23 protein-coding genes are annotated in these 25,260 nt (G+C 72.7%); 9 read left to right on the forward strand and 14 right to left on the reverse strand.

Annotation, left to right across the window (positions count from 1 at the left end; all coding sequences use genetic code 11):
* Positions 1–61: 61 nt before the first annotated feature.
* The gene (locus IF17_RS0120790) at positions 62–832 is read right to left on the reverse strand and encodes an IclR family transcriptional regulator (RefSeq protein WP_030568110.1); all 771 of its coding nucleotides are present in this window, start codon (positions 830–832) and stop codon (positions 62–64) included.
* A gap of 142 nt (positions 833–974) precedes the next feature.
* Between IF17_RS0120790 and IF17_RS0120795 the strand changes: the two genes are divergently transcribed.
* From IF17_RS0120795 to IF17_RS0120815, 5 genes are all read left to right on the forward strand, one after another.
* Positions 975–2,495 carry an aldehyde dehydrogenase (NADP(+)) gene (locus IF17_RS0120795; RefSeq protein ID WP_078615982.1) on the forward strand — a complete coding sequence of 507 codons (1,521 nt, stop codon included), beginning with the start codon at positions 975–977 and terminating at the stop codon, positions 2,493–2,495.
* A 101-nt stretch (positions 2,496–2,596) separates the two neighbouring features.
* A complete protein-coding gene (locus IF17_RS0120800; protein ID WP_030568114.1) occupies positions 2,597–3,208 on the forward strand; it encodes a DUF1349 domain-containing protein in 612 nt (203 codons plus the stop codon).
* A 77-nt stretch (positions 3,209–3,285) separates the two neighbouring features.
* Positions 3,286–3,558: a chitin binding peritrophin-A domain-containing protein gene (locus IF17_RS0120805; RefSeq protein ID WP_030568116.1), complete on the forward strand. Its 273-nt coding sequence runs from the start codon at positions 3,286–3,288 to the stop codon at positions 3,556–3,558.
* A 234-nt stretch (positions 3,559–3,792) separates the two neighbouring features.
* The gene (locus IF17_RS0120810) at positions 3,793–4,509 is read left to right on the forward strand and encodes a DsbA family oxidoreductase (RefSeq protein WP_030568118.1); all 717 of its coding nucleotides are present in this window, start codon (positions 3,793–3,795) and stop codon (positions 4,507–4,509) included.
* Between the two features lie 88 nt (positions 4,510–4,597).
* Positions 4,598–5,665, forward strand: a complete 1,068-nt coding sequence (locus IF17_RS0120815; protein WP_030568120.1) for an aminotransferase class V-fold PLP-dependent enzyme — start codon at positions 4,598–4,600, stop codon at positions 5,663–5,665.
* Between the two features lie 16 nt (positions 5,666–5,681).
* Here the strand turns inward: IF17_RS0120815 and IF17_RS0120820 are convergent, their stop codons facing one another.
* On the reverse strand, positions 5,682–6,188 hold the full coding sequence (locus tag IF17_RS0120820) for a MarR family winged helix-turn-helix transcriptional regulator (protein WP_030568122.1): 507 nt from the start codon (positions 6,186–6,188) through the stop codon (positions 5,682–5,684).
* A gap of 191 nt (positions 6,189–6,379) precedes the next feature.
* On the opposite strand from IF17_RS0120820, the gene IF17_RS0120825 reads away from it, so the two are divergent.
* Positions 6,380–7,450: an alkene reductase gene (locus IF17_RS0120825; protein WP_030568125.1), complete on the forward strand. Its 1,071-nt coding sequence runs from the start codon at positions 6,380–6,382 to the stop codon at positions 7,448–7,450.
* 10 nt (positions 7,451–7,460) lie between these two features.
* On the opposite strand, the gene IF17_RS0120830 is transcribed toward IF17_RS0120825, so the two are convergent.
* The 6 genes from IF17_RS0120830 to IF17_RS0120855 form a co-directional block, all read right to left on the reverse strand.
* Positions 7,461–8,495, reverse strand: a complete 1,035-nt coding sequence (locus tag IF17_RS0120830) for a VOC family protein (RefSeq protein WP_030568127.1) — start codon at positions 8,493–8,495, stop codon at positions 7,461–7,463.
* Positions 8,496–8,597: 102 nt separating this feature from the next.
* On the reverse strand, positions 8,598–9,491 hold the full coding sequence (thpD, locus tag IF17_RS0120835; protein WP_030568129.1) for an ectoine hydroxylase: 894 nt from the start codon (positions 9,489–9,491) through the stop codon (positions 8,598–8,600).
* Positions 9,492–9,497: 6 nt separating this feature from the next.
* A complete protein-coding gene (locus IF17_RS0120840; RefSeq protein WP_018488170.1) occupies positions 9,498–9,896 on the reverse strand; it encodes an ectoine synthase in 399 nt (132 codons plus the stop codon).
* A gap of 84 nt (positions 9,897–9,980) precedes the next feature.
* Entirely contained in the window at positions 9,981–11,243 is a 1,263-nt protein-coding gene (ectB, locus tag IF17_RS0120845; protein ID WP_030568131.1) for a diaminobutyrate--2-oxoglutarate transaminase, read from the reverse strand.
* 168 nt (positions 11,244–11,411) lie between these two features.
* Positions 11,412–11,942 carry a diaminobutyrate acetyltransferase gene (ectA, locus tag IF17_RS0120850; RefSeq protein WP_076967583.1) on the reverse strand — a complete coding sequence of 177 codons (531 nt, stop codon included), beginning with the start codon at positions 11,940–11,942 and terminating at the stop codon, positions 11,412–11,414.
* 308 nt (positions 11,943–12,250) lie between these two features.
* Complete coding sequence (locus tag IF17_RS0120855) at positions 12,251–13,357, reverse strand: pyridoxal-phosphate-dependent aminotransferase family protein (RefSeq protein ID WP_030568133.1); 1,107 nt, start codon at positions 13,355–13,357, stop codon at positions 12,251–12,253.
* Positions 13,358–13,470: 113 nt separating this feature from the next.
* Here IF17_RS0120855 and IF17_RS0120860 point away from each other — a divergent pair, with 113 nt between their 5' ends.
* Both IF17_RS0120860 and IF17_RS1000000139500 read left to right on the forward strand, forming a co-directional pair.
* Positions 13,471–14,547: an amidohydrolase family protein gene (locus IF17_RS0120860; protein ID WP_030568134.1), complete on the forward strand. Its 1,077-nt coding sequence runs from the start codon at positions 13,471–13,473 to the stop codon at positions 14,545–14,547.
* Positions 14,548–14,849: 302 nt separating this feature from the next.
* Positions 14,850–15,905 (forward strand): SCO1860 family LAETG-anchored protein, encoded by a 1,056-nt coding sequence (locus IF17_RS1000000139500; RefSeq protein WP_030568135.1) that lies wholly within the window; start codon positions 14,850–14,852, stop codon positions 15,903–15,905.
* 100 nt (positions 15,906–16,005) lie between these two features.
* On the opposite strand, the gene cobC is transcribed toward IF17_RS1000000139500, so the two are convergent.
* On the reverse strand, positions 16,006–17,586 hold the full coding sequence (cobC, locus tag IF17_RS0120870) for an Rv2231c family histidinol phosphate aminotransferase CobC (protein ID WP_078615978.1): 1,581 nt from the start codon (positions 17,584–17,586) through the stop codon (positions 16,006–16,008).
* A gap of 209 nt (positions 17,587–17,795) precedes the next feature.
* Between cobC and IF17_RS0120875 the strand changes: the two genes are divergently transcribed.
* The gene (locus IF17_RS0120875; protein ID WP_018512214.1) at positions 17,796–18,518 is read left to right on the forward strand and encodes a ZIP family metal transporter; all 723 of its coding nucleotides are present in this window, start codon (positions 17,796–17,798) and stop codon (positions 18,516–18,518) included.
* A 34-nt stretch (positions 18,519–18,552) separates the two neighbouring features.
* Here the strand turns inward: IF17_RS0120875 and IF17_RS0120880 are convergent, their stop codons facing one another.
* Genes IF17_RS0120880 through IF17_RS0120900 form a run of 5 tightly spaced genes read right to left on the reverse strand, consistent with a single transcriptional unit; the run spans position 18,553 to position 25,163 of the window.
* Positions 18,553–19,902: a cobyrinic acid a,c-diamide synthase CobB gene (locus tag IF17_RS0120880; protein WP_030568137.1), complete on the reverse strand. Its 1,350-nt coding sequence runs from the start codon at positions 19,900–19,902 to the stop codon at positions 18,553–18,555.
* Positions 19,896–20,495, reverse strand: a complete 600-nt coding sequence (gene cobO, locus IF17_RS0120885) for a cob(I)yrinic acid a,c-diamide adenosyltransferase (RefSeq protein WP_018512216.1) — start codon at positions 20,493–20,495, stop codon at positions 19,896–19,898. The genes IF17_RS0120880 and cobO overlap by 7 nt, the downstream gene beginning before the upstream one ends.
* Positions 20,495–22,531: a putative cobaltochelatase gene (locus IF17_RS0120890; protein ID WP_030568138.1), complete on the reverse strand. Its 2,037-nt coding sequence runs from the start codon at positions 22,529–22,531 to the stop codon at positions 20,495–20,497. Before IF17_RS0120890 ends, cobO begins: the two co-directional genes overlap by 1 nt.
* Entirely contained in the window at positions 22,528–24,186 is a 1,659-nt protein-coding gene (locus IF17_RS0120895; RefSeq protein WP_030568140.1) for a cobyric acid synthase, read from the reverse strand. Before IF17_RS0120895 ends, IF17_RS0120890 begins: the two co-directional genes overlap by 4 nt.
* On the reverse strand, positions 24,183–25,163 hold the full coding sequence (locus tag IF17_RS0120900; protein WP_030568142.1) for a cobalamin biosynthesis protein: 981 nt from the start codon (positions 25,161–25,163) through the stop codon (positions 24,183–24,185). The genes IF17_RS0120895 and IF17_RS0120900 overlap by 4 nt, the downstream gene beginning before the upstream one ends.
* Positions 25,164–25,260 lie beyond the last annotated feature (97 nt).

The following is a 25,260-nucleotide window of genomic DNA, read 5'->3' on the forward strand; positions in this document are numbered from 1 at the left end:
GTCCGCGCCTCCTGCCCGGCGACGATCCGCCTCCGCCGCACGGGGGAGAACGCGGGAGAGATCAGAGCCTCCGCGTGGCGAGCGTGAGCCGGTCGCGGGCGTCCAGCAGGGCGTCCTTCACCGTCTGTTCGTGGCCGGGGGTGAGGCGGGCGACCGGCACCGAGCAGCTGACCGCGTCGCGGGCGGGCGTCCGGTAGGGGATGGCCACGCCGAAGCAGCGCAGGCCGAGGGTGTTCTCCTCGCGGTCCACCGCGTAGCCCTGCTCCCGGACCAGGCGCAGCTCCTCGATGAGCTTCTCGCGGTCGGTGATGGTGTGTTCGGTCAGCGCGTGGAGCGTCTCGGGGAGCAGCTTGCGGACCTGCTCGTCGCTGTGGGTGGCCAGCAGCGCCTTGCCGAGCGAGGTGGAGTGCGCGGGCAGCCGGCGGCCGACCCGGGTGAAGGGGCGCAGATAGTGCTGGGACTGCCGGGTGGCGAGGTAGACCACGTTCGTCCCGTCGAGCCGGGCCAGGTGGATGGTCTCCGTGGTGTCGTCGGAGAGCCGGTCCAGGGTGGGCCGGGCGGCCGCCACGACCTCGTCGCCGTCGATGTAGGAGGTGCCCACCAGCAGGGCCCGCACCCCGATCCCGTACCGCGTGCCCGTCGCGTCCGTCTCCACCCAGCCGAGCTCCACCAGGGTGCGCAGCAGCATGTAGAGGCTGGACTTGGGGTAGCCCACGGCCTCCTGGACGGCGGCGAGCGAGTGCATGCCGGGGCGCCCCGCGAAGTATTCGAGCAGCTCCACCGTGCGCACCGCGGACTTGACCTGTGCCCCACCGGACTCGGCGACCGACATCGCCCCACGCTCCTTCTTCGGCCTTCGGCCATTGCCAACACGGAAGGCCCGGAAATAGAGTCCGAGCACATTCACGATCAGGAACTCTGTTCAGAATACCGAACGTCTCTGGCCGGTGTTCCAGGACCCGAGGGGAATCACGGTGAGTGCAGCACCAGTCTGGAGTGTCGACCCCCGCAGCGGGAACCCGCGCGAGCAGGTGGCCGTGGAGGCCACCGCCGAGGAGGTCGACCGGGTGGTCCGGGCGGCCCACTCCGTACGCGACGCCCTCGCCGACCGCACGGCACGCGCCGCCTTCCTGCGCGCCGCGGCCGAGCTGCTGGAGAAGTCCGGCCCGCACATCATCGAGGCCGCCGACGCGGAGACCGCCCTCGGCCCGGCCCGGCTCACCGGGGAACTCGCGCGCACCGCGGCCCAGTTGCGGGCCTTCGCGGAGGTCGTCGACGAGGGCGCCTACCTCGACATCCGCATCGACCACGAGGACGGCTCCCGCACCCCGCCCTGGCCCGACCTGCGCCGCTGGAAGATCCCGCTCGGGGTCATCGCCGTCTACGCGGCGAGCAACTTCCCGCTCGCCTTCTCCGTCCCCGGCGGCGACACCGCCAGCGCCCTAGCGGCGGGCTGCCCGGTCGTCGTCAAGGCGCACCCGGGCCACCCGGCCACCTCCGAACTCTGCGTCTCGGTGCTCCGCCGCGCCGCCGCCCGCACCGGCCTGCCCGAGGACGTGGTGACCCTGGTGCACGGCTTCGACGCGGGCGTCGAGCTGGTCCGCCACCCGCTGGTGAGCGCGGCGGGCTTCACCGGCTCGGTACGCGGCGGCCGCGCCCTGTTCGACGCGGCGGCCGCCCGCCCCGCCCCCATCCCCTTCCACGGCGAACTCGGCTCGCTCAACCCGGTCGTCGTCACCGAGGCGGCCGCCGCCGAGCGTGCCCCGGAGATCGGCGCCGGGCTGGGCGCCTCGATGACCCTGGGCGTCGGCCAGTTCTGCACGAAGCCCGGCCTCGTCCTCGCTCCGTCCGGCGACACGGGCGACCGGCTGGTGAAGGCCCTCACCGAGACGGTCAGCTCCGCCGGTTCCGGCGTGATGCTGGACCACCGGATGCGGGACGCCTTCCTCGCAGGCGTACGCGAACGGGCCGCCCTCCCGGACGTCGAGACCCCCGTCACCCCCGGCGCGGGCGGCGAACACACCGTCTCCGCCGGCTTCCTGACCGTCCCGGCCGCCGCCCTGACCGCCGAAGGCCCGCACGACGCGCTCCTGGAGGAGTGCTTCGGCCCGGTCACCGTGATCGCGCGGTACGGATCCGAGGACGAGGTCGCCGCCGTACTCGCCCGGCTCCCCGGCAACCTCACCGCCACCCTCCAGACCGCGACGGAGGGCGACGACCCCGAGGCGGCCGGGCTCCTCGCCGCCCTCACCCCGCTCGCCGGGCGCATCCTGGTCAACGGCTGGCCGACCGGCGTCGCCGTCGCCCCCGCCCAGCACCACGGCGGCCCCTACCCGGCCACCACCTCCCCCTCCACCTCGGTCGGCGCGACGGCCATCGAGCGCTGGCTGCGCCCGGTGACGTACCAGAACACCCCCGACCCGCTCCTCCCGCCGGAACTGCGCGAGGCCAACCCCCTGGACCTGCCCCGCCGCGTGGACGGACGCCGCGCGTGAGCCTGAACCCGCACCTGATCGGATTCCGCGCATGACCCTGGACCCGCACCTGATCGGATTCCGCCCATGACCCTGAACCCGCACCTGATCGGATCCCGCGCATGACCCTGCACCTGGACGGCCTCCCCTTCGCCCTGGCCCCGGAGGGCCCCGACGGCCGCTGGACCCACGCCGGCTCCGTCCTGACCGGCCGCGCGGGCCCCGGCCAGGACCTCTTCGTACCGCCGTCCGGTGACGCCCTGGACCCGGCGGCCGACACGCCACGCCTGCTCGGTGCGGTGGGCGACGGCGACTTCCGCCTCCTCGCCCGCGTCCGCCCCGGCCTGGTCGCGGCGGGCGACGCCGGGGCGCTCCACCTCCACCTCGGGGACCGCGCGTGGGCCAAGCTCTGCCTGGAGCACTCCTCGGGCCTGGCGACCGTGTGCAGCGTCGTCACCCGGGGCCACTCCGACGACGCCAACGCCTTCGTGGTGGAGGAGGACAGCTACTGGCTCCGGCTCAGCCGCACCGGCAACGCCTACGCCTTCCACGCCTCCGCCGACGGCGAGACCTGGACCTTCGTCCGCGTCTTCACCCTGGGCACGGCCGGGCAACGGGCGGCCGCCCGGGCGGGCTTCCTGGTGCAGTCGCCCACGGGACAGGGCTGCGGCGCGGTCTTCGACCGGATCGCGTTCCTGGCCGGGGGAGTGGAGGACCTGCGCGACGGGCGGTGACGTACGGGGGCTGTCGAGCGGCGGGCGGATCACCCGTACGGGCCGTAGCCCGAACACGTGAAGATCGTTTCCAGATCATGAATCGTACGCGCCGTATCGCAGCGGCCCTGCTGCTCGCCCTCGCCGGCCTCACCTATGCAGCCCCCGCGCAGGCTGCCGACGAGCCTCCGGCCTGCACCGAGGAGGGGTTCCACCCCAACCCGGACGACAAGACCCGCTTCTACCGCTGTGTGGACTTCTCGGGTGAGGGCGAGGAGTTCACCCGCTTCGACTTCCAGTGCGGGCCCGGCACGATGTACCACCCCGAGCTGGTGACGTGTGTCCACCCGTGGCAGATGCCTCCCTCCTGACGTGCCCGCCCCGGGTGCGAACCGGGGAACTTCGCGGATGCGTTCCTGACCGCCCCACGGGGGCCGTGTCGCGCGCACGTCCAGCCGCCCGATGCGGCCGGACGTGCGCGCTTTCGTCGTTTTGGCCTCGGGAATGACCAGGTCAGGTCCGGTGTTCGACCGAGAGGCCCGCCCTGTGGGGCGGCCTCCGCACGCCTGTCCGCGACCCCCGTCACCCTGGAGAGAAGAAGAGTCATGCGCGTCGAGATCTGGTCCGATATCGCTTGTCCCTGGTGCTACATCGGCAAGGCCCGCTTCGAGAAGGGCCTCGCCGAGTTCGCCCACCGGGACCAGGTCGAGGTCGTGCACCGCTCCTTCGAGCTGGACCCCGGGCGGGCCAAGGGGGAGACCGAGCAGGTCATCGACATGCTGGCCGCCAAGTACGGGCGGACCCGCGAGGAGGCCGCCTCGATGGAGGCCAACGTCGCGGCCAACGCGCAGGCCGAGGGGCTCGGATACCGCACCGAGGGCCGGGACCACGGCAACACCTTCGACATCCACCGGCTGTTGCACCTGGCCAAGGCCCGGGGCCGCCAGGACGAGCTGCTGACCCTCGCCTACCGGGCCAACTTCGCCGAGGTGCGGTCCGTCTTCGACGACGACGTGCTGCTCGCCCTCGCCGTGGAGGCCGGGCTCGACGCCGACGAGGCGCGTGCGGTGCTCGCCGACCCCGAGGCGTACGCCGACGAGGTCCGGGCCGACGAGCGCGAGGCGTCCGAGCTGGGCGCCGACGCGGTGCCGTTCTTCGTGCTCGACCGGCGGTACGGGATCTCCGGCGGCCAGCCCTCCGAGGTCTTCGTCCAGGCGCTGGAGCAGGCGTGGAAGGACCGCCCGGCCACCGCGCTGACCACCGTCGGCGGTGACGCGGCGGCCTGCGACACGGACGGCGCCTGTGAGGTTCCGAAGGGCTGAGTGCCAGCCTCGGTCATAAGTATTTCTTGGGTGCGCCCCGCGAATTCCGGCAATTGACTATGAGTCGCGGGGGCTCCAGGCTGGGCGCATGACGATCTCTCCGCTCAGCCAGGTGGCCGCCGCCGAGTTCGCGCCCGAGGTCACGTACCTCAACACCTCCAGCTGGGGGCTGCTGCCCCGCCGCACCATCGCCGCCGTCAAGGCCCTCGCCGACGAGAACGCCGCCGGCCGCCGGATCGGCGCGGGCAGCTTCGACGCGGTGGAGGCGGCCCGGACCGGCTTCGCCCGGCTCGCCGGGGTCCGGCCGGACCGGGTCGCCACCGGCAGCTCGGTCACCGTCCATGTCGGGCTGATCGCCGCCTCGCTCCCGCCGGGCGCCGAAGTCCTGGCGCCGGAGGGGGAGTTCGCCTCCGTCGTCAGCCCGTTCGCGCTCCGCGGCGACCTGCGGATGCGGTACGTCCCGCTCGCGGACCTCGCCGGTGCCGTACGGCCCACCACCGCGCTCGTAGCCTTCTCCTCGGTCCAGTCGGCCGACGGCCGGGTCGCCGACCTCGCCGCCGTCCGCGCGGCGACCGCCGCCCACGGGGCCCGGACGCTGCTCGACGCCACCCAGTCGGCGGGCTGGTCCCCGCTGGACGCCGGGGCGTACGACTACACCGTCACCGGCGGGTTCAAGTACCTGCTCTGCCCCCGCGGTACGTCGTTCCTCACTGTGACCGAGGAGGCGCAGGACACCCTGCCGAAGCTCTTCGCCGGGTGGGTCTCCGCCGGTGCGCCCTGGACGAACAACTACGGCCCGCTGGAGCGGCTCGCCCCCGGCGCCCGGGGGTTCGACGAGCCGCCCGCCTTCCTCTCGTACCACGGGGCCGAGCACTCCCTCGCGCTGCTCGCGGAGATCGGCACCGACGCGCTGTACGCGCACGCCACCTCGCTCGCCGCCCGGCTGCGCTCGGGACTGACGGAGCTGGGGCACGAGGTGGTGCCGGGGGAGTCGGCGATCGTCTCCGTGCCGGGGCTGGAGCGCCGCCACGACGAGCTCACCCGGGCCGGGATCGCGGTCTCGGCCCCGGCCGGGAACCTGCGGATCTCCTGCCACCTCTACAACACGGAGGCGGATGTGGACCGGGTGCTGGACGTGCTGGACGTGCCGGGCTGAGAGGTGCGGTGGTGGTTCAGCCCCGCTCCGGGCACCCCTCCGTCTCCTGGCAGAGGTTGGCCTCCACCTTCGCCAGCAGCCGCGTCAGCTCCGCACGCTCATCGCTCTCCAGGCCCGCGAGCGTGTGCTCCTCCAGGCTGCCCCACGCGTCCCGCACCGCCGCGTGCAGCGCGCAGCTCTCGTCGGTCGCCTCGACCAGCACGGCCCGCCGGTCGTCCGGGTCGGGGCGGCGGCGTACGTGCCCGGTCTGCTCCAGGCGCTGGAGCATCTTGGTGACCGTGGACGGGTCCAGGTCCAGGGTCCGGATCAGCTCGGACTGGCGGACCGGCCCCGAGTCCCACAGGTGCATCATCAGGAGCTCCTGACCGGGGTAGAGGCCCAGCCCCTTCAGCAGCTTCCCCGCCGCGATCCGGTGCAGCCGGGCGACGCGCGAGACGGCGTGGCTGACGGGCCCGCCGAGCGCTGCTCCGGGCAGCGCGTCGGTACAGGGGACGTCTGCGGTGGCGGCGTGGCCGGTGTCCATGTCGGGGCTCCTCGGTGCTGCTCCGGTGGGGCTCAGGTGGGGCTTCGATGATGCCCGGCGGCTCTTGCCCACACTTTACCTTGGTCGGCCAAGTAATGAGCTACAGTGACGCCAGTGCCAATGATTGGCCGACCACATACTTTGCCCGGCCGGTCTCGTACTCCTTGCCGCATATTCTTTGGAGAGCCCGCATGACCACCGCATTCGACCCGATCGACCTGTCCGGCACCCCGCTGGCCAACCGCATCGTGATGGCCCCGATGACCCGGAGCCGGGCGGGCGAGGGCGGTACGGCCACCGAGCTCACAGCCGCCTACTACGCCCAGCGCGCCTCGGCCGGCCTCGTCATCACCGAGGGCATCCAGCCCTCCGTCGTCGGCCAGGGCTACCCCTTCACGCCGGGGCTGCACAGCGCCGAGCAGGTCGCCTCCTGGCGCAAGGTCACCGACGCGGTGCACGCCGAGGGCGGCCGGATCTTCGCCCAGATCATGCACGCGGGCCGCATCGGCCACCCGGTCCTGCTCCCCGACGGCCTGGTCCCGGTCGGTCCCTCCCCGGTCAGGGCCGAGGGACAGGTCTACACCCACGAGGGCCCCAAGGACTTCGTGGAGCCCCACGAGCTGACCGACGCCGAGATCCGGCAGACCATCGCCGACTTCGTCTCCGCCTCCCGCAACGCGATCGAGGCCGGGTTCGACGGCGTGGAGCTGCACGGCGCCAACGGCTACCTCATCCACCAGTTCCTCGCGCCCAACACCAACCTGCGCACCGACGCGTGGGGCGGCTCGGAGACCGGCCGCACCCGGTTCGCCGTGGAGGTCGTCAAGGCGGTCGCGGCCGAGATCGGCGCGGCGCGCACCGCACTGCGCATCTCGCCCTCGAACGTCTACAACGACATCGACGAGCCCGCCCCGGAGGCCGTCTACACCGCGCTGGTCCAGGAGATCGAGCCGCTCGGCCTCGCCTACCTCCACATCCTGGAGGGCGCCCCGATCCGCGAGCTGACCCTCACCCTGCGGAAGGTGTTCACCGGCACCGTCCTGATCAACGTGCACTCCGACGGGCCGACCGGGCCGGACGCCCACACCGTGATCGACGACGGGATCGCCGACCTGATCTCGTACGGCGTGCTCTTCCTCGCCAACCCGGACCTGCCCGCCCGGCTCAGGGCCGGGGGCCCCTTCAACACCCCCGACCCGTCGTCCTTCTTCGGCGGCGACGCCAAGGGCTACACCGACTACCCGGCGCTCGACGCCGTCTGACCGGTCCGCGCTACCCGGCGCTCGACGCCGTCTGATCCTCCAGGGGCCGCCCGTCCCACCGCCACTCCGTGCGGCGCGGGTGGTCCGGCAGTTCGGCGCGGCCGGTCGCCCAGAGCAGGACGGTCCACCGGTCGCCGCCCGCCGGGGCGTCGGGGAAGAGCCGGGCCAGCACCCGGTCGCAGAGCGCGGCGGGCGGCGCCCAGTCAAGGCCCAGGCCCACGGCCAGGTCATGGGTGTGCACCAGGGTCTCCACCACACCCATCGCGGCGAAGCCCTCCGGGTCGGAGACCCCGAACACGTGGTACGAGCGCACCTCGGGCGGGGTGGTCCTGGCCATCGCGGCCAGCAGCGCCCCGCTCGCCTCCAGGGTCGCCAGCAGCCCGGCGGGCCCGGCCGCCCGGTCGGCGAAGACCGAGTTGGCCGGGGCGCCCTGCCGGTCGGCGGTCCACCGGTAGGGCACCTCACGGTCGAGCGGGGGCGTCCGCGGGCCCAACTGGACGGCGTACGCGAACAGGTCGTCGCCCAGGTGCTCCACCGTCTCCCAGCACGTCCACTCCAGCGTCCCGGCGGGCGTGTCCCAGCGGTCCGCCGGGGCCCCGGCCAGCGTGTCCACCGCGAGCCGGACGGCGGTCGTGACGTCGTCGGCGGTGACCGGCAGCCGGGTCCCGGTCAGCGCGGCCCGCTCGGCGGCGGAGCACTCCACGCAGAACTCGTTTCCCTCGGGATCCGCCAGCACCGCCCACCCCCGCCCGTTCGCCTTGCGGTGGTCCTCCACCAGGGTGGCGCCGAGCGCGAGGAGCCGCTCGACCTCTTCGTCCCGGGTGCGGTCCTGCGGCTGGATGTCGAGGTGGACCCGGTTCCTGACGGTCTTCGCGTCGGGCCCCTGCACGAAGAGGATCGCCGCGCCGGGGGTTTCGAGCAGGGCCTCCGGATCGCCGGGGAAGTCGTCGTCGGCGAGCGGGGCGCCGAGCACCTGGGACCAGAAGGTGCCGAGCGTGTACGCGTCGGCGCAGCCGACGGTGATGTGCCGTACGTGAGAAGTCATGGCCGCCACCCTGACCGGTGGCCGGTGCCGGGTCCAGCGAGTTACGCGGCAGGGCCCGGGACGGCGTACCGTCCCGGGCCCTGAAGCTGTCTCCGCGCGGCGCTACTTCACCGGGGTGAAGTCCCGCGCCCCGATGAACTCGGGGCGGCGGATCGGTGCCGCGAACGGCTCCTGCGCCTCGTTCTCCACGCTGTTGAAGACGATGAAGACGTTCGAGCGCGCGTACGGGGTGATGTTGTCGCCCGAGCCGTGCATGGCGTTGCAGTCGAACCAGGTCGCCGAACCGGCCTTGCCCGTGAAGAGCCTGATGCCGTGGCGGTCGGCCATCTTCGTCAGCGCCTCGTCGGACGGGGTGCCGGCGTCCTGCATCTGGAGCGACTTCTTGTAGTTGTCCTTCGGCGTCGCGCCCGCACAGCCGAGGAACGATTTGTGCGAACCGGGCATGATCATCAGCCCGCCGTTGGTGTCGAAGTTCTCGGTGAGCGCGATCGACACGGAGACGGTCCGCATGTTCGGCAGACCGTCCTCGGCGTGCCACGTCTCGAAGTCCGAGTGCCAGTAGAAGCCCGTGGCCCCGAAGCCCGGCTTCACGTTGATCCGGGACTGGTGGACGTACACGTCCGAGCCGAGGATCTGGCGGGCCCGGCCCACCACCCGCTCGTCACGGACCAGACCGGCGAAGACCTCGCTGATCTTGTGGACCTCGAAGACGGACCGTACGTTCTGCGACTGCTTCTCCACGATGGAGCGCTCGTCGGCACGGATCGCCGGGTCGGTGATCAGCCGGTTCAGCTCCGCCTCGTAGACGGCGACCTCGTCCGGGGTGATGAGCTGGTCGACGGTGAGGAAGCCGTCGTGCTCGTAGCCCTGGAGATCCTTGGCGGCGATCGGGCCCGGTGCGCCCGGCGCGGACCAGATGACCGGGTCCTGGCGGGGAGTGGTCATCTCGGCGGCGCCGCGCGAGGGGTACAGATCGGCGCGTACTTCGGTGGTCATGGTGGTTCAGGCCTCCTCGGTCAGCAGTGGGTAGACACCGTTCTCGTCATGGTCCTCCCGTCCGGTGACGGGAGGGTTGAAGACGCACACGCAGCGGAAGTCGGTCTTGGGCCGCAGGGTGTGCCGCTCATGCCCGTCCAGCAGGTACATCGTGCCCGGGGAGATCCAGTGGGTCTCGCCGGTCTCGTCGTTGGTGAGCTCGGCCTCGCCCTCGGTGCACAGGACGGCCTCGATGTGGTTCGCGTACCACATGGAGGTCTCGGTGCCCGCGTAGAGCACGGTCTCGTGGAGCGAGAAGCCCACCTTCTCCTTGGCGAGCACGATGCGCTTGCTCTCCCAGGTGCCGGACGCGGCCTTCACATGCCGGTCGGTGTTCTCGATGTCCTTGAACGATCGGACGATCACGGTGAGCAGTGCCTTTCTCTTGAATGCCGCCCCGGGCCTACGAGGCCCGGGGCTCTACTTCTCGCCTGCCCCGGACTCGCCGGGTCAGGCCGTCTCGCGGACGCAGCGGGCCAGCGTGCGCAGGCCCTCGTCCAGCTCCTCGGTGGTGATGGTCAGCGGCGGCAGCAGCTTGACGACCTCGCTCTGCGGGCCGGAGGTCTCCAGCAGGAGCCCCAGCTGGAAGGCGCGGGCGCAGACCGCCGAGGCGCGCGCCGGGTCCTCGAACTCCATGCCCCAGACCAGGCCGCGGCCGCGGAACTGTGCGGTCGGCTCCTCGGCGCAGATCGCCAGCAGCGCCTGCTCGACCTGGAGGCCGCGCTCCTTGGTCTGCTGCTCCACCCGGCCGTCGGCCCAGTAGGCGTCCAGCGCGGCGGCGGCCGTGACGAAGGCCGGGTTGTTGCCGCGGAAGGTGCCGTTGTGCTCGCCCGGCTCCCAGATGTCCAGCTCCGGCTTGAACAGGCAGAGCGACATGGGCAGGCCGTAGCCGCTGATGGACTTGGAGAGCGTGACGATGTCCGGGACGATGCCGGCCTCCTCGAAGGAGAAGAAGCCGCCGGTACGGCCGCATCCCATCTGGATGTCGTCCACGATCAGCAGCATGTCCTGGCGCTCGCACAGCTCCTTGAGCGCGCGCAGCCACTCGGGGCGCGCGACGTTGATGCCGCCCTCGCCCTGGACCGTCTCCACGATCACGGCGGCGGGCTTGTTCAGCCCGGAGCCCTGGTCCTCGAGGAGCCGCTCGAACCAGAGGAAGTCCGGGACGGTGCCGTCGAAGTAGTTGTCGAACGGCATCGGGGTGCCGTGCACCAGTGGGATGCCGGCGCCGGCCCGCTTGAACGCGTTGCCGGTGACGGCGAGCGAGCCCAGCGACATGCCGTGGAAGGCGTTGGTGAACGAGACGACGGACTCGCGGCCCTTGACCTTGCGGGCCAGCTTCAGCGCCGACTCGACGGCGTTGGTGCCGGTCGGGCCGGGGAACATCACCTTGTACGGGAGGTCGCGCGGGCGCAGGATGACGTTCTGGAACGTCTCCAGGAAGGCGCGCTTGGCGGTGGTCGCCATGTCCAGGCCGTGGGTGATGCCGTCGCGCTCGATGTAGTCGATCAGTGCTCGTTTCAGCACCGGGTTGTTGTGGCCGTAGTTGAGCGAGCCGGCCCCGGCGAAGAAGTCCAGGTAGGTGTGGCCGTCCTCGTCGGTCAGCCGGGCGCCCTGCGCGCGGTCGAACACGGCGGGCCAGCCGCGGCAGTAGCTACGGACCTCCGACTCCAGGGTCTCGAAGACGCTCAGTGCGGGCGGTGTGATGGTCACAGCGGATCTCCTGCGTGAGGGGGTGTGACGGGCAGTGGTCGGTGCTCCCTGCCGCACGGAGGCGGCCGGGACCGCGCCGGGTGGTCGGCCGGCGCGAAAAGTCGTGGGAAAACCGGCGTACGGGTCAGGTACGCCGGGCCGGGAACGGAGCCTGTCCGCTCAGGCGGCTCAGTCGGCGAAGGGGCCTATCCGGTAGAGGACCTCCGGCAGGTGCGTTCCCTCGGGGAACAGCCCCCCGTCGAAGAGGACCTCCTGCTCCAGCGGGACGTCGTGCCGCTGGGCGTAGGACGTGAACAGCCGGTCGGAGGCGGTGTTGTCCGGGGTGATCGTCGTCTCGACGCAGGAAAGCCCCTGGTCGGAGGCGACGCGGCCGGTCAGCGCGTCCAGCAGGGTGGCGGCGAGTCCCTTGCCCCGATGTGCCTGGTCGACGGCGACCTGCCAGACGACGAGGGTCTCGGGGCGGTCGGGCCTGATGTAGCCGGTGACGAAGGCGATCGGCTCGCCGTCCTCGCCACGGGCGACGGCGGACGTCGCGGCGAAGTCACGACACCACAGCAGGTAGCTGTACGAGGAGTTCAGGTCCAGGACCTCGGAGTCGCGGGCGATGCGCCAGATCGCGGCTCCGTCCTCCACTCGTGGCGTGTCGATACTCAGGAATTCGCTTCGGGCACGGGCAAAATCTGCTGGTGCGGCGGTCATGCGAATTGAATTTACCCAGCAAATTTCTAAATTGCATCGAGGCAAAGGGTTGGGTGACGCGCCCGTCTGTGTTATCAGGCGTGCGTGAGGCCCCCCATGATCCGGGTACGATTTCCCGCTCTTTGTCCCGAATTTTTCGGGCATAACGCCGCCGGTGTGGAGTCGGTCACAGGGTTGTAACTCCTCTGAGACGAGTCCGAATCATGTAGTTCGAGCCCCGAAAAAACTTCCGCGTTTAGGGAACGGGAAAGCGGGCAGAAGAATGCGGGGAGCTGCTTACGATAAAGCAGCTCCCCGCATTATGAATATCAGAGGTCCGGCGAGGTTTCCGTCACCGCACGGCGGGCATCTTCGAAGTCGACCCGTCGGCCCGCGTCGCCCAGCGCCGCCCCCAGAGCCGCGAGCGAGGACAGCACCGCGCCCCGCGTCGCATCCGCCCCGTAGTGATTGACCCGGATCATCTCCTTGGCCAGTGCCCCGCCGCCCGCGATGAGCGGCAGCGAGGGCTCCAGCTCCAGTGCCCGCGCGACCAGCGCGGAGGCGTCGGTCCCCGCCGGGGCGCGCAGCGTCGTGGCCACCGGAGCGGCGTCCCGCGCCTCAAGGACGTACGGCTCCAGACCGCCGCCCAGCGCCACCGCACCCGCCCGGGTCGCCGCGGCGGCCGAGGCGTGGCGGGCCATCACCGCGTCCAGGCCGTCCTCCTCGATCCGCTCCAGGCACGCCTCCAGGCCCAGCATCTCCAGCTGCGCCGGAGCGTGCGGCAGCACCGTGCGGCCGCCGTCGATCCAGCGCTCCTTCCAGTCCAGGAGCGAGAGGTACGAGCGGCGCGGGGCGGCCGGGTTGGCGGTGATCCGCTCCCAGGCGCGCTCGCTCACCGACACCGCCGACACCCCGGCCGGACCGCCCATCGCCTTCTGCGCGCCGATCACGCACAGGTCGACGCCCCAGGCGTCCGGCAGCAGCGGCTCGGCGCCCACCGAGGCGACCGCGTCCAGCATGAACAGCGCCCCGTGCGCCCGGACCACCTCGCCGATCTCCGCGACCGGGTTGGTGTTGCCGGTCGCCGCCTCGGCGTGCACCAGGGAGACGAAGTCGATCTCCGGGTGCTCGGCGAGCGCCTCGGCCACCTGGCCGGCGGTCACCGCGGTGTGGAAGGGCACGGTGAGGTCGACGACCTCGGCGCCGCAGTCCCGCAGCCAGTTGCCGAAGGTCTGCCCGTACGGTCCGGTGACCACGTTCAGCGCGGTCGAGCCGGGCCGGGCACCGCTGCGGATGCAGCCCTCCAGCGGCAGCAGCGCCTCGCCCTGCGTGATGACGACGTCCTGCTCGGTGGCGAGGAGCGAGGCCACCCGTCGCTCGATGGCCGCGAAGTGCGCGGCGGTCAGCGGGGGGAGGTCGAGGAAGGGGTGCGTCACGGTGGGGCTCTCTTCGGATGCGGTCGGCGGGTCGACAGGTCATGGCAGCCTACCGAGGGCCTCGTACAGTGCCGCGTATGAGTGATCAGGTGAGCGGTCGGGACGGGCAGCGGGTGCTGCGGGTGAAGGGACGGGTCCTCGTCGGCCCGGACGAGGTGCGGGACGGACTGTGGGCCGCCGACGGGCGGATCACCTTCGACCGGCCGCCGGGCGCGGACCGCGCGGAGACCGTCACGGGCTGGGTGCTGCCCGGCCTCGTCGACGCGCACTGCCATGTCGGCCTGGACCGGCACGGCCCGGTCGACGCGGCGACCGCCGAGAAGCAGGCGCTCACCGACCGGGAGGCCGGGACCCTGCTCATCCGGGACGCCGGATCGCCCTCCGACACCCGCTGGATCGATGACCGCGAGGACCTGCCGAAGATCATCCGGGCCGGCCGCCACATCGCCAGGACCCGCCGCTACATCCGTAACTACGCCCATGAGATCGAGCCCGGCGACCTCGTCGCGTACGTCGCCCAGGAGGCCCGGCGCGGCGACGGCTGGGTCAAGCTGGTGGGGGACTGGATCGACCGGGACGCGGGCGACCTCACCGCCTGCTGGCCGCGCGGCGAGGTCGAGGCGGCCATCGCCGAGGCGCACCGGCTGGGCGCCCGCGTCACCGCGCACTGCTTCGCCGAGGCCGCGCTGCGCGATCTGGTGGAGGCGGGCATCGACTGCATCGAGCACGCCACCGGCCTCACCGAGGAGACCATTCCGCTCTTCGCCGAGCGCGGCGTCGCGATCGTCCCGACGCTGGTCAACATCGCCACGTTCCCCGACCTCGCGGCGGGCGGCGAGGCCAAGTTCCCGCGCTGGTCGGCCCATATGCGGCAGCTGTACGAGCGCCGCTACGACACCGTGCGCGCCGCGTACGACGCCGGCATCCCGGTCTACGTCGGCACCGACGCGGGCGGCTCGCTGGCGCACGGCCTGGTCGCGGGTGAGGTCGCCGAACTCGTGAAGGCGGGCATCCCGGCCCTGGAGGCCCTCTCCGCCACCGCGTGGGGGGCGAGGCGCTGGCTGGGGCGGCCGGGTCTGGAGGAGGGCGCTCCGGCCGACCTGGTCGTCTACGACGAGGATCCGCGCGCGGACGTCCGGGTGCTGGCGGCCCCGCGCCACATCGTGCTGAACGGGCGGGTCGTCGGCTGAGATCGCAGTGGGTTGACCGGCAGTGACGTATACGGTTCCTAGCTCGTTGAAGTGGCTCGACTCATCGACGCTCCCGGCTCGCGATGTGTGAAACGGGTGATGGAGCGAGGCAGGAGGGAACACAGGTACCGAAAGATTCGAATATGCGCGCGGAAAGCCCCCTTTGGGGTGAACTCACGTCAGGTATCCGCCAGTTCACCCTCAGTGCGTAAAGATTCACGGAGTCGAGGCCACCGGCGCAGGCGATGTCCCCCATTGGACTGTGCCGGTGGCTCCATGTCTCTTGTGGGGGTTCCACCATCTTGAACAGCAACACCTTCCGTCTCGCTGCCCTGGCGGTCGCCGCCGCTCCCGTCGCTCTGTTTGCCGCCGTCCCCGCGCAGGCAGCCCCGGCGACGCCCGCCACCGGCGGCGAGGGCAAGGCGAGCGCGGTCGTGCTCCGTACCGGGCTCGACGTCTCGCTCCTCAACAAGTCCGTCCAGGTGCCCCTCAAGGTCACGCTCAACGAGGTGCAGGCACCGGCCAGCGCCGAGCGGACCACGCTCACGGTGAACCTGGACGGCGTGGCGGGCGGAAAGCCGGTCAGCGTCCTGCGCGCCGACGTGGCCACCGCGAACGCCACCGTGGACGAGCACAAGGCCGAGGGATACACCAACCTGGCCAAGGCCCGGGTCCATGTCCCCGGTCTGCCGCTGCTCTCGCTCATCGAGGTCGAGAAGGTGACCTCCAAGGCGCTCTGCGAGGTCGGCAAGCAGCCCGTCGCCGAATCGAACGTGCTCGGCCATGTCAAGGTGCTCGGCAAGAAGGTGACGCTCTCCGCGGGCGGCCCGACCCGGGTCGTGGTGCCGGGCGTCGGTGAGGTGAGCCTCGACCTGTCGAAGACGGAGACCACCTCGCGTACGGCCGCCGCGACGGCGCTCCAGCTGAAGGTCGCGGTCAACCCGCTCGACCTGAACGTGGCCGAGGTGAACGGCGAGGTCACGCTCGCCGGGGCCACCTGCGAGACCCCGAAGCCGCCCAAGAAGCCCGAGGAGCCGGGCACCACCGACGGCGGGGCCACGAACGGCTCCACCGGAGGCTCCACGGGCGGTGACACGGGCGGTTCCACCGGCGGTTCCACGGGCGGTTCCACCGGCGGTTCCACGGGCGGTTCGGACGGCGGCTCCACCGGCTCGACCGGCGGCGACGGCGGCGCCGGTACGAAGCCGCAGACCGGCTCCGACACCACGCCCAACCTCGCCGAGACCGGCGGCAGCTCCACCACCCCGTACATCGCGGGCGGTGCGGCCCTCCTCCTGGCGATCGGCGCGGGCGCCACGGTGGTCGCGCGCCGGCGCAGCGGCGGCAGTCAGGCCTGATCCGCGCCCGGGGCCGATCCGCGCCCGCACACGGGACCGTGGGGCGGCGGCGTCCGTACGAGGCGACGCCGCCGCCCCACGGGCGGTCCCGAGGGTCCCCTCAGCGCCCCGTCCGCGCGGGCAGCGCCTGAACGGCCTGGTCCAAGGCCTGGAGGAAGCGGTTGGTCGTCGCCCGGTCGCGTACGGCCAGCCGCAGCCACTGCGGCCCGAGCCCCGGGAACGTATCGCCGCGCCGGGCCGCGAAGCCCAGCAGCCGCAGCCGCTCCCGGATTTCCGACGCCCGCTCCAGCCGGACCAGGACGAACGGCCCCCGGGCCTCCTCGACCGCCCGCACCTCGCTGAACTCCGCGAGCCCGGCCAGCAGATGGGCCCGGTCCACGGTGATCCGGTCCGCCGCCTCGGCGGCCTCCACCAGCGCCCGCGGCTCCATGCACGCCTGCGCGGCCGCCAGCGCCGGGGACGACACCGGCCAGAGCGGCTGCGCCTCGGCGAGCAGCGCGATCGTCTCCGGGTGGGCCAGGACGTAACCGATCCGCAGCCCGGCCAGCCCCCAGGTCTTGGTGAGGCTGCGCAGCACGACGAGCCCGGGGATGTCCGTCCGCCCGCACAACGCCTCGCGCTCGCCCGGCACGACGTCCATGAACGCCTCGTCGACCACCAGCGTCCGCCCGGGTCTGGCCAGCCGCTCCAGCAGGGCCGCCGGGTGCAGCACGGACGTCGGGTTGGTCGGGTTGCCGACCACCACCAGGTCCGCCTCCTCCGGCACCGCCGCCGGATCGAGCCGGAAGCCGTCCTCCTCCCGCAGCAGCACCCGCCCCACCCCGTGCCCGGCCGCCCGCAGCGCCGCCTCCGGCTCGGTGAACTGCGGATGCACGACCACCGGGTAACGGGCCGGCAGCGCCCGGGCGATCAGCACGAACGCCTCGGCCGCGCCCGCCGTCAACAGCACGCGTTCCACCGGCAGTCCGTGCCGCTCGGCGACCGCCTCCCGGGCCGGGGTGCCGTCCGGATAGGCGGCCAGCGAGACCAGCGACGCGGCTATCCGCTGGCGCAGCCACTCCGGTGGTGTGTGGGTACGGACGTTCACGGCGAGATCGGTCAGATTCTCGCCGCGCACCTCCGCGTCGCCGTGGTGGCGCAGGTCGGGCCCGGCGCTCTCGATGTCTCGCGTGGGGGGATGCGTGGGGGGATTCATGGCTGTCATGGTGAATGGCCGGGGGCCTTCCGTCACGAGTGGGGTGGAAGTTTTCTCGCCGGAAACAGGGAATGACGGGAGGACGGCCGGAAACCGGCGTGCCACGGCGCAGGTTGCGAGCCCCTTGCCGACGGACTTCTCCACCACCAGCTCGTCCGCCTCGATCAGCGCCGCCGCCTCCGCGACCGACGGCGTGCCCACCGCCCCGTCCGCCGCACCCGACGGGTTCGGTACGCGCACGGTCGCCAGCGCCGCCGCCGGATACGTCCGCACCGGCACCCCGAGCCGGGCGGCGGCCCCCACGATCCCCGGCTCGTCCGCCTTCGCGTCGACGGTCGCCACCTCCACCACATCGGTGGTCCGCAGCCCCGCCCCGTGCAGGGTCTCCTCGATCAGGCCGTACACCTCGCCGAGCGGCGCTCCCCGGCGGGCACCGACCCCGACGACCAGGTTCCGCGCGCCGGGCTCGGGTGTGGGGGGCGTCATGGCGGAGCCTGCCTTTCACATCAAGCGGTGGGGGGTGGAGCTGTTCCGTATACGGTCACGGATCCGGCCGTCGCACGGTTCGTCGAACGGCTCCTCGTGCGGGCGGACCAGGCCGCCACGGGGAGGGACACGGATAAGGGCACGGGTGAGGACACAGGTAAGGACACCCTGAGATGCGGTCGGCGGGGTCGATCGACTAGCAAGACCCCATGGCGGTGTTCGTCGCGCTCGGCGCGTTCCTGATGACTCTGGCCGGCGGCTGGGTCGCGCAACGCGTCACGGACCGCCGCCACCTGGTGCTCGGCTTCGCGGGCGGACTGATGCTCGGCGTGGTCGGCCTGGACCTCCTGCCGGAGGCGATGGAGGCCGCGGGGACCCCGGTGTTCGGGGTGCCCGCCGCCCTGCTGCTCTTCGTCGGCGGCTTCCTGGTGGCCCATCTGGTCGAGGGGCTGCTCGCCGTACGCCAGGTGGCACACGGGGCGAGCGGTGAACGCGTGCCGCAGGTGGGACTCACGGCGGCCGCCGCGATGGTCGGCCACAGCCTGATGGACGGCATCGCGCTCGGCGCCGCCTTCCAGGTCAGCGGAGCCATGGGCGTGGCTGTCGCGCTGGCGGTGATCAGTCATGACTTCGCCGACGGATTCAACACGTACACCCTCACCAGTCTTTACGGGAACGCCCGCCGCAAGGCGCTCCTGATGCTGTTCGCGGCCGCCCTGGCACCGGTCGTGGGCGCCGCGACGACGCTGCTGTTCACCCTTCCGGAGGAACTGCTCGGCGGCTATCTCGGTTTCTTCGGCGGAGCCCTGCTCTACCTGGCCGCCGCTGAGATTCTTCCCGAGGCACACCACACCCATCCCGCCCGTTCCACCCTTCTCTGCACCATCGGGGGCGTGGGCTTCATCTGGCTGGTGGTCGGCATCGCGGAGTGAGCCGTACGCGCGCCTTTACGCGCCCTTGTACGCCTCACCGCGCCCGGCAGTGCTCCACGAACCGCCGGGCCACCTCGGGGGAGGCCGCCCAGTGGGTGTGCAGATAGCTGGCGTGCACGCCCCGCTGGACGTACCCCTCCACCCGCCGCTCCGGCTGGTGCATGCCCCACGCGGGAACCGGCCCCGCCCCCGGCTCCAGCACCGTCCGGTGGAACTCATGGCCGCGCAGCCGGGTCCCGGCGGCCGCGAGCGGGCTGTCCGAGACCGCCACCGCCTGCCGGTACCCGAGCGTGAGCCGCTCCGACATCCGGGCCGTGGCGTCCAGCACCCCGCACATCGGCTTCCCGTCCAGCTCCCGCGCCAGATACAGCAGCCCCGCACACTCGGCCGCCACCGGGGCGCCGCTGAGGGCCAGTTCGGTCACCGCCCGGCGCAACGGCTCGTTGGCCGACAGCTCGGGGGCGTACATCTCCGGGAACCCCCCGCCGATCACGAGCCCCGCCGTGCCGGCCGGCAGCTTCTCGTCCCGCAGCGGATCGAAGACCACGACCTCCGCACCGGCCGCCGTCAGCAGTTCGGTGTGTTCCGCGTACGCGAAGGTGAACGCCGCCCCGCCGGCCACGGCGACGACGGGCCTGGGGCCTTCCGCAGGGGCGTACGCCGGCTCCCACGCCTCGTCCGCCAGCGCGGGCGCCGTCCGCGCGAGCGCCATCAGCGCGTCCAGGTCGCACCCGGCGCGCACCCGCTCACCCATGGCGCGTACGGCGTCCACCGCATCGCTCTGCCGCTCGGCCACCGGCACCAGCCCCAGGTGGCGCGAGGGCGTGGCCACCTGAGGCGCCCGGCGCAGCACGCCCAGCACCGGAAGCCCCGACTCGTCCAACGCATCGCGCAACAGCGCCTCGTGCCGGTCGGAGGCCACCTTGTTCAGGATCACCCCGCCGATCCGCACCTCGGGGTCCCAGGAGGCGAACCCGTGGACCAGGGCAGCCACCGACCGGGACTGCGAGGAGGCGTCCACGACCAGGACCACGGGAGCCTTGAGCAACTTCGCCACCTGCGCGGTGGACGCCAGTTCCCCCTGCCCCGAGGCACCGTCGTACAGCCCCATCACCCCCTCGACCACGGCGAGGTCGCACCCCGCCGCCCCGTGCGCGAAGAGCGGAGCGACCAGCTCCGGCCCGCACATGTACGCGTCGAGATTGCGGCCGGGACGGCCCGTCGCCAGCGAGTGGTAACCCGGATCGATGTAGTCCGGGCCCACCTTGTGCGGCGATACGGCCAGCCCGCGCGCGGCGAAGGCGGCCATCAGGCCGGTGGCGACGGTGGTCTTGCCGCTGTTGGAGGCCGGAGCGGCGATGACCAGACGGGGCGTACTCACCACTCGATGCCCCTCTGGCCCTTCTGCCCCGCGTCCATCGGGTGCTTGACCTTCGACATGTCGGTCACCAGGTCGGCGGCCTCGATCAGCGCGTCCGGCGCGTTGCGGCCGGTGATCACCACGTGCTGGGTGCCGGGACGGTTCCGCATGACCTCGACGACCTCGTCGGTGTCGATCCAGCCCCAGTGCATCGGGTAGGCGAACTCGTCCAGCACATACAGCTTGTACGTCTCCGCCGCCAGGTCGCGCTTGACCTGCTCCCACCCCTCGCGGGCCTTCTCCTCGTTGTCGAGCTGGCCGTCGCGCTGGACCCAGGACCAGCCCTCGCCCATCTTGTGCCAGTCGACGGTGCCGCCCTCGCCGCTCGCGCCCAGCACCTTCAGCGCGTTCTCCTCGCCGACCTTCCACTTCGCCGACTTCACGAACTGGAACACCCCGATCGGCCACCCCTGGTTCCAGGCCCGCAGCGCGAGCCCGAAAGCTGCTGTCGACTTGCCCTTCCCTATGCCCGTGTGGACGAACAGGAGCGGGCGGTTGCGCCGCTGACGGGTGGTGAGCCCGTCGTCCGGCACCGATGTCGGCTGTCCCTGCGGCATTAAGCGGCCCTCCCGGCTGCGGTGACGTCCTTGACGAGCCCGGCGATCGAGTCGGCCCGCAGCTCGTCGAGCGTGACGGCGGTGCCTCCCAGCTCCCGGGCGAGTTCCCCGGCGAGACCGAGGCGTACGTACCCCGACTCGCAGTCCACGACGACGGATGCCGTCCCCTCGGCCTGGTGCAGCCGCGCCGCCCGCCCCGCGAGCGCCACCGGCTCAGGACCGCCGGTCGCCCGGCCGTCCGTGACGACGACGAGCAGGGGCCGGCGCGAAGGGTCGCGCAGCCGCTCCACCCGCAGCACGTCATGGGCCTTGAGCAGCCCGGCGGCGAGCGGAGTGCGGCCCCCGGTCGGCAGCGACTCCAGCCGGGCCGCGGCCGCGTCCACGGACGACGTCGGCGGCAGCGCCACCTCCGCCTCCTTGCCCCGGAAGGTGACCAGACCGACCTTGTCCCGCCGCTGGTAGGCGTCCAACAGCAGCGACAGCACGGCCCCCTTGACCGCGCTCATCCGCTGCCGGGCCGCCATCGACCCGGAGGCGTCCACGACGAACAGCACGAGGTTGCCCTCACGCCCCTCCCGGGTCGCCTGCCGCAGATCGTCCCGCCGCACCACGAGCCCGCGCCCGGAACGCCCGCGCGCCCGCTGGTGGGGGGCGGCGGCCTGCACGGTGGCGGAGAGGTGGAGCTTGGTGAGAGCGCCCTGTGGCCGGACCGCCCCTGTGGTCCGACCGTGCGCCGTACGGGCCCGGGAGCGCCGCCCCGCTGCGCCTTCCCCCAGCCCCGGAACGCTGAGCATCTTCGTACGGAACGGCTCGGCGGCTGCCACCGGCTGCTGCTCGGCCCCGGCGGAGCGCCCGGGCGCGTCGGGGGCGGAGTCGGGGGCCTGGGACGGCGTGTCGTCGCCCTCCGAGCCCTGCGGCGGGGTGCGGTCGCCATCGGCCTGCGGCGGCACGCCACCGCCCCCACCACCGTCGCCACCGCCATCGGGCCCGGGGTCGGGATCGCCGTCGTCGCCCTGTCCCTCGTCCCCGGCGGCCTCGTCCAAGGTCTGATCCAGCTTGTCCTCGTCAAGACCCGGCGCGTCGAAGGGGTTCCGGCGACGCCGATGGGGGAGCGCCAGCAGGGCGGCCTGCCGTACGTCGTCGGCGGTGACCTCCTCGCGCCCGGCCCAGGCGGCGAGCGCGGTCGCGGTACGGGCCATCACGATGTCGGCCCGCATCCCGTCGACCTCGAACGCGGCGCAGGTCGCGGCGATCTGCCGCAGCACGCCGTCACCGAGCACGACACGCGGCAGCAGGGCACGCGCGGCGGCGATGCGCTCCCGGAGCGCCGTCTCCTCCGCGGCCCAGCGCGCGGCGAACCCCTCGGGATCGTCGTCGTACGCGAGCCGGCGGCGTACGACCTCCACCCGCTCGTCGGTGTCCCGGGAAGCGGCCACCTCGACGGTGAGCCCGAACCGGTCCAGCAACTGCGGCCGCAGCTCGCCCTCTTCCGGGTTCATCGTCCCGACCAGCAGGAACCGCGCCGCATGCCGTACGGAGACGCCTTCGCGCTCGACGTACGAGGCACCCATGGCCGCCGCGTCCAGCAGCAGGTCCACCAGGTGGTCGTGGAGGAGGTTGACCTCGTCGACGTACAGGATCCCGCGGTGCGCGTCGGCCAGCAGCCCCGGCTCGAACGCCTTCACGCCCTCCGAGAGCGCCCGCTCGATGTCCAGCGCCCCCACGAGCCGGTCCTCGGACGCCCCGACGGGCAGCTCCACGGTCCGCGCCGCCCGCGACACACCGGCCGCCTCCGCGTGCGGCCCATCAGGACACGCCGGATCGGGCGAGGCCGGATCACAGGAGAACCGGCACCCCGGTACGACGGAGACCTCGGGCATGAGCGCGGCCAGGGCCCGCACGGCGGTGGACTTGGCGGTCCCCTTCTCGCCCCGCACGAGCACACCACCGACGGCCGGACTGACCGCGTTCAGCAACAGCCCGAGCCGCAGGTCGTCCTGCCCGACGATCGCGGTGAAGGGATACGGCGTACTCACGAGGCCTCCTCGTTGACGTCAACATCATCAGACTCAAGTCCGGCGGGCAGTGACCCAGCGGACCCGGCAAACTCAAGCCCCTCCGGCGATTGAGGAGCGTGGTCCGGGGCAGCGCCCCGCCTCTCCGCCGCACCCGCACCCGCCCCCAACGGCGGCGCCCCCGGCGGTACAAAGGGCAACCCCGCAGGCGCGCCCCCCTCGATCAACCGCCACAACGCATCCGTATCCGCATGCTCCTCCACCAGATCCCCCAGCCGATCCAGCTGCTCCTCCCGCAACACCCCGAAGCTCGTGTCCGGCGCAGGTACGAACCGCCGCCCGGCGGCCCGGGCCACCTCCTCCAGGAACCGCCGCCGGAACCCATCGCTCTCCAGCGACCCGTGCCAGTGCGTCCCCCACACCGCCCCCACCCGGCACCCGTCCAGGAACGGCTCCCCGCCCCGCACATCGGCGACCCCGTGGTGGATCTCATACCCCTCCACCGGCTCACCCAGGGCCGAACCCACCGGCCGCGCCAGCGTCTTGGCCCGCTCGAAGCGCACCCGTACGGGAAGGACCCCCAGCCCGTCCACGACCCCGGCCCGCGACTCCACCTCGTCCTCGATCCGCTCCCCGAGCACCTGGAACCCCCCGCAGATCCCCAGCACCGGACGCCCCTCCGCCGCCCGCCGCACCAGCGCGTCCGCGAGCCCCCGCTCCCGCAGCCAGGCCAGCGCCTTCACCGTGCCGCGCGTCCCGGGCACGACGACCAGGTCCGCGTCGGCCAGCTCATCGGGCCGGTCCACGAACCGCACGACGACGCCCGGCTCGGCGGCCAGCGCGTCCACGTCCGTGAAGTTGGACATCAACGGCACCGCGCAGACCGCGACCCGCAACACGTCCTCGCCATGGGGCGGCGCCACGACCGACTCCCGCACCGCACCCCGCAGGGACACCCGCAGGCCGTCCTCCTCGTCGATGCCGAGCCCATGGGCGAACGGCAGCACCCCGTACGTCCGCCGCCCGGTCAGCCCGTACAGCATGTCCAGCCCCGGCTCCAGCAGCGAGACGTCACCCCGGAACTTGTTCACCAGGTAGCCCGCGACCAGCGACTGGTCCTCCGCGCTCAGCAGCGCCGTGGTCCCGAAGAAGGAGGCGAAGACCCCGCCCCGGTCGATGTCCCCGACCACCAGCACCGGAAAGCGGGCGGCCCGCGCGATCCCCATGTTCACGATGTCGGTCCGCCGGAGGTTGATCTCGGCCGGCGACCCGGCGCCCTCGCAGATCACCGCGTCGTACGTCGACCGCAGCTGCTCCAGACAGTCCGTCACCGTCCCGAGCAGCGCCTCCTGACGCCCCCCGTGGTACCCCCGGGCGCTCATCTCGCCCACCGGCTTTCCCATCAGCACGACCTGGCTGGACCGGTCGCTGCCCGGCTTCAGCAGCACCGGGTTCATCAGCGCCGTCGGCTCCACCCGGGCGGCCTGCGCCTGCATGGCCTGGGCGCGCCCGATCTCCGCGCCCTCACGCGTCACGAAGGAGTTGAGGGACATGTTCTGCGCCTTGAAGGGCGCGACCTTCACGCCCCGGCGCACCAGCCAGCGGCAGATGCCCGCCGTGACGACGCTCTTGCCCGCGTCCGATGTGGTCCCCGCGACCAGCAGCCCACCGCTCATGCCCGACCCCGCCCCTGTCCTGTCGACGACCGTCCCGCGACCACGCGGCCCACAGCCATCCGGCCCACCACGCACACCCCGAGGGCCAGCGCACTCACCCGGCGCGACAGCCGCACCGCACGCTCGATGTCGGAGCTCCGGACCTCCCGGCCCGACTCCCCGTTCAGCACCGGCCGGTGCTCGACGCGCCCCGCGTACGCCAGCGTCCCGCCGAGCCGTACGCCGAGCGCCCCCGCGAACGCGGCCTCCACCGGGCCCGCGTTCGGGCTCGGGTGGCGCCGCGCGTCCGCCTTCCAGGCGCGTACGGCCTCCGAGGGCCGCCCGCCGCCCACCACGGCCAGCGCGGCCGTCAGCCGGGCGCCGGGCCATCCCGCCACATCGTCCAGGCGGGCCGAGGCCCAGCCGTAACGGCGGTAGCGGGGCGACTTGTGGCCGACCATCGCGTCCAGCGTGTTCACGGCCCGGAAGCCGACGAGCCCCGGCACCCCGCCGATCGCGCCCCACACGAGCGCGCCCACGACGGCGTCCGAGGTGTTCTCCGCGACCGACTCCACCACGGCACGGGCGATCTGCGGCCCGTCCAGGGAGTGCGGATCACGCCCGCACAGATGCGGCAGCCGCTCCCGGGCCACCTCCAGGTCACCGGCGGCCAGCGCGCCCCCGATGGCGCGGGCCTCCCGGCCCAGCGAGGTACCGCCGACGACCGACCAGGTGGTGGCGGCCGTCAGCGCGACGGCGAGCGCGGGCCGCTCCCGTACGGCACGGGCGGCCAGCGCGGCGGCCCCCACGGCGCCTCCGGCGCACAGCAGGGTGTGCAGCGCGCCCCGGCCCCGGTCGTCCCGCCACAGCAGGGACTCCACCCGCGCGGCTGCCCGGCCGAAACCGGCGACGGGATGGCCCCGGCGCGGGTCGCCGAGAGCCGCGTCGGCGATCAGCCCGGCGACGGCGCCGTACGCGAAGACACGATCGGCACGCACGGTTCAGCCCGCCGCGGGCAGAGGCGTTCCGGCACGAAGAGGTACGGGAAGAGGCGCACGGAGAGGTACGGGAAGCGGCACAGGATGCGGCGCACGG

Source organism: Streptomyces cyaneofuscatus (assembly GCF_000718135.1).
Lineage (GTDB): Bacteria > Actinomycetota > Actinomycetes > Streptomycetales > Streptomycetaceae > Streptomyces > Streptomyces cyaneofuscatus.

What these genes read in the sequence shown, in the direction of transcription:
- IF17_RS0120830 (WP_030568127.1), bottom strand. Translation starts at nt 8,495, where the DNA reads ATGACTTCTCACGTACGGCACATCACCGTCGGCTGCGCCGACGCGTAC.
- thpD (WP_030568129.1), bottom strand. Translation starts at nt 9,491, where the DNA reads ATGACCACCGAAGTACGCGCCGATCTGTACCCCTCGCGCGGCGCCGCC.
- IF17_RS0120790 (WP_030568110.1), bottom strand. Translation starts at nt 832, where the DNA reads ATGTCGGTCGCCGAGTCCGGTGGGGCACAGGTCAAGTCCGCGGTGCGC.
- cobC (WP_078615978.1), bottom strand. Translation starts at nt 17,586, where the DNA reads ATGACGCCCCCCACACCCGAGCCCGGCGCGCGGAACCTGGTCGTCGGG.
- IF17_RS0120895 (WP_030568140.1), bottom strand. Translation starts at nt 24,186, where the DNA reads ATGAGCGGTGGGCTGCTGGTCGCGGGGACCACATCGGACGCGGGCAAG.
- IF17_RS0120805 (WP_030568116.1), top strand. Translation starts at nt 3,286, where the DNA reads ATGAATCGTACGCGCCGTATCGCAGCGGCCCTGCTGCTCGCCCTCGCC.
- IF17_RS0120825 (WP_030568125.1), top strand. Translation starts at nt 6,380, where the DNA reads ATGACCACCGCATTCGACCCGATCGACCTGTCCGGCACCCCGCTGGCC.
- IF17_RS0120800 (WP_030568114.1), top strand. Translation starts at nt 2,597, where the DNA reads ATGACCCTGCACCTGGACGGCCTCCCCTTCGCCCTGGCCCCGGAGGGC.
- IF17_RS0120820 (WP_030568122.1), bottom strand. Translation starts at nt 6,188, where the DNA reads ATGGACACCGGCCACGCCGCCACCGCAGACGTCCCCTGTACCGACGCG.
- ectA (WP_076967583.1), bottom strand. Translation starts at nt 11,942, where the DNA reads ATGACCGCCGCACCAGCAGATTTTGCCCGTGCCCGAAGCGAATTCCTG.
- IF17_RS0120875 (WP_018512214.1), top strand. Translation starts at nt 17,796, where the DNA reads ATGGCGGTGTTCGTCGCGCTCGGCGCGTTCCTGATGACTCTGGCCGGC.
- IF17_RS0120810 (WP_030568118.1), top strand. Translation starts at nt 3,793, where the DNA reads ATGCGCGTCGAGATCTGGTCCGATATCGCTTGTCCCTGGTGCTACATC.
- cobO (WP_018512216.1), bottom strand. Translation starts at nt 20,495, where the DNA reads ATGCCGCAGGGACAGCCGACATCGGTGCCGGACGACGGGCTCACCACC.
- IF17_RS0120815 (WP_030568120.1), top strand. Translation starts at nt 4,598, where the DNA reads ATGACGATCTCTCCGCTCAGCCAGGTGGCCGCCGCCGAGTTCGCGCCC.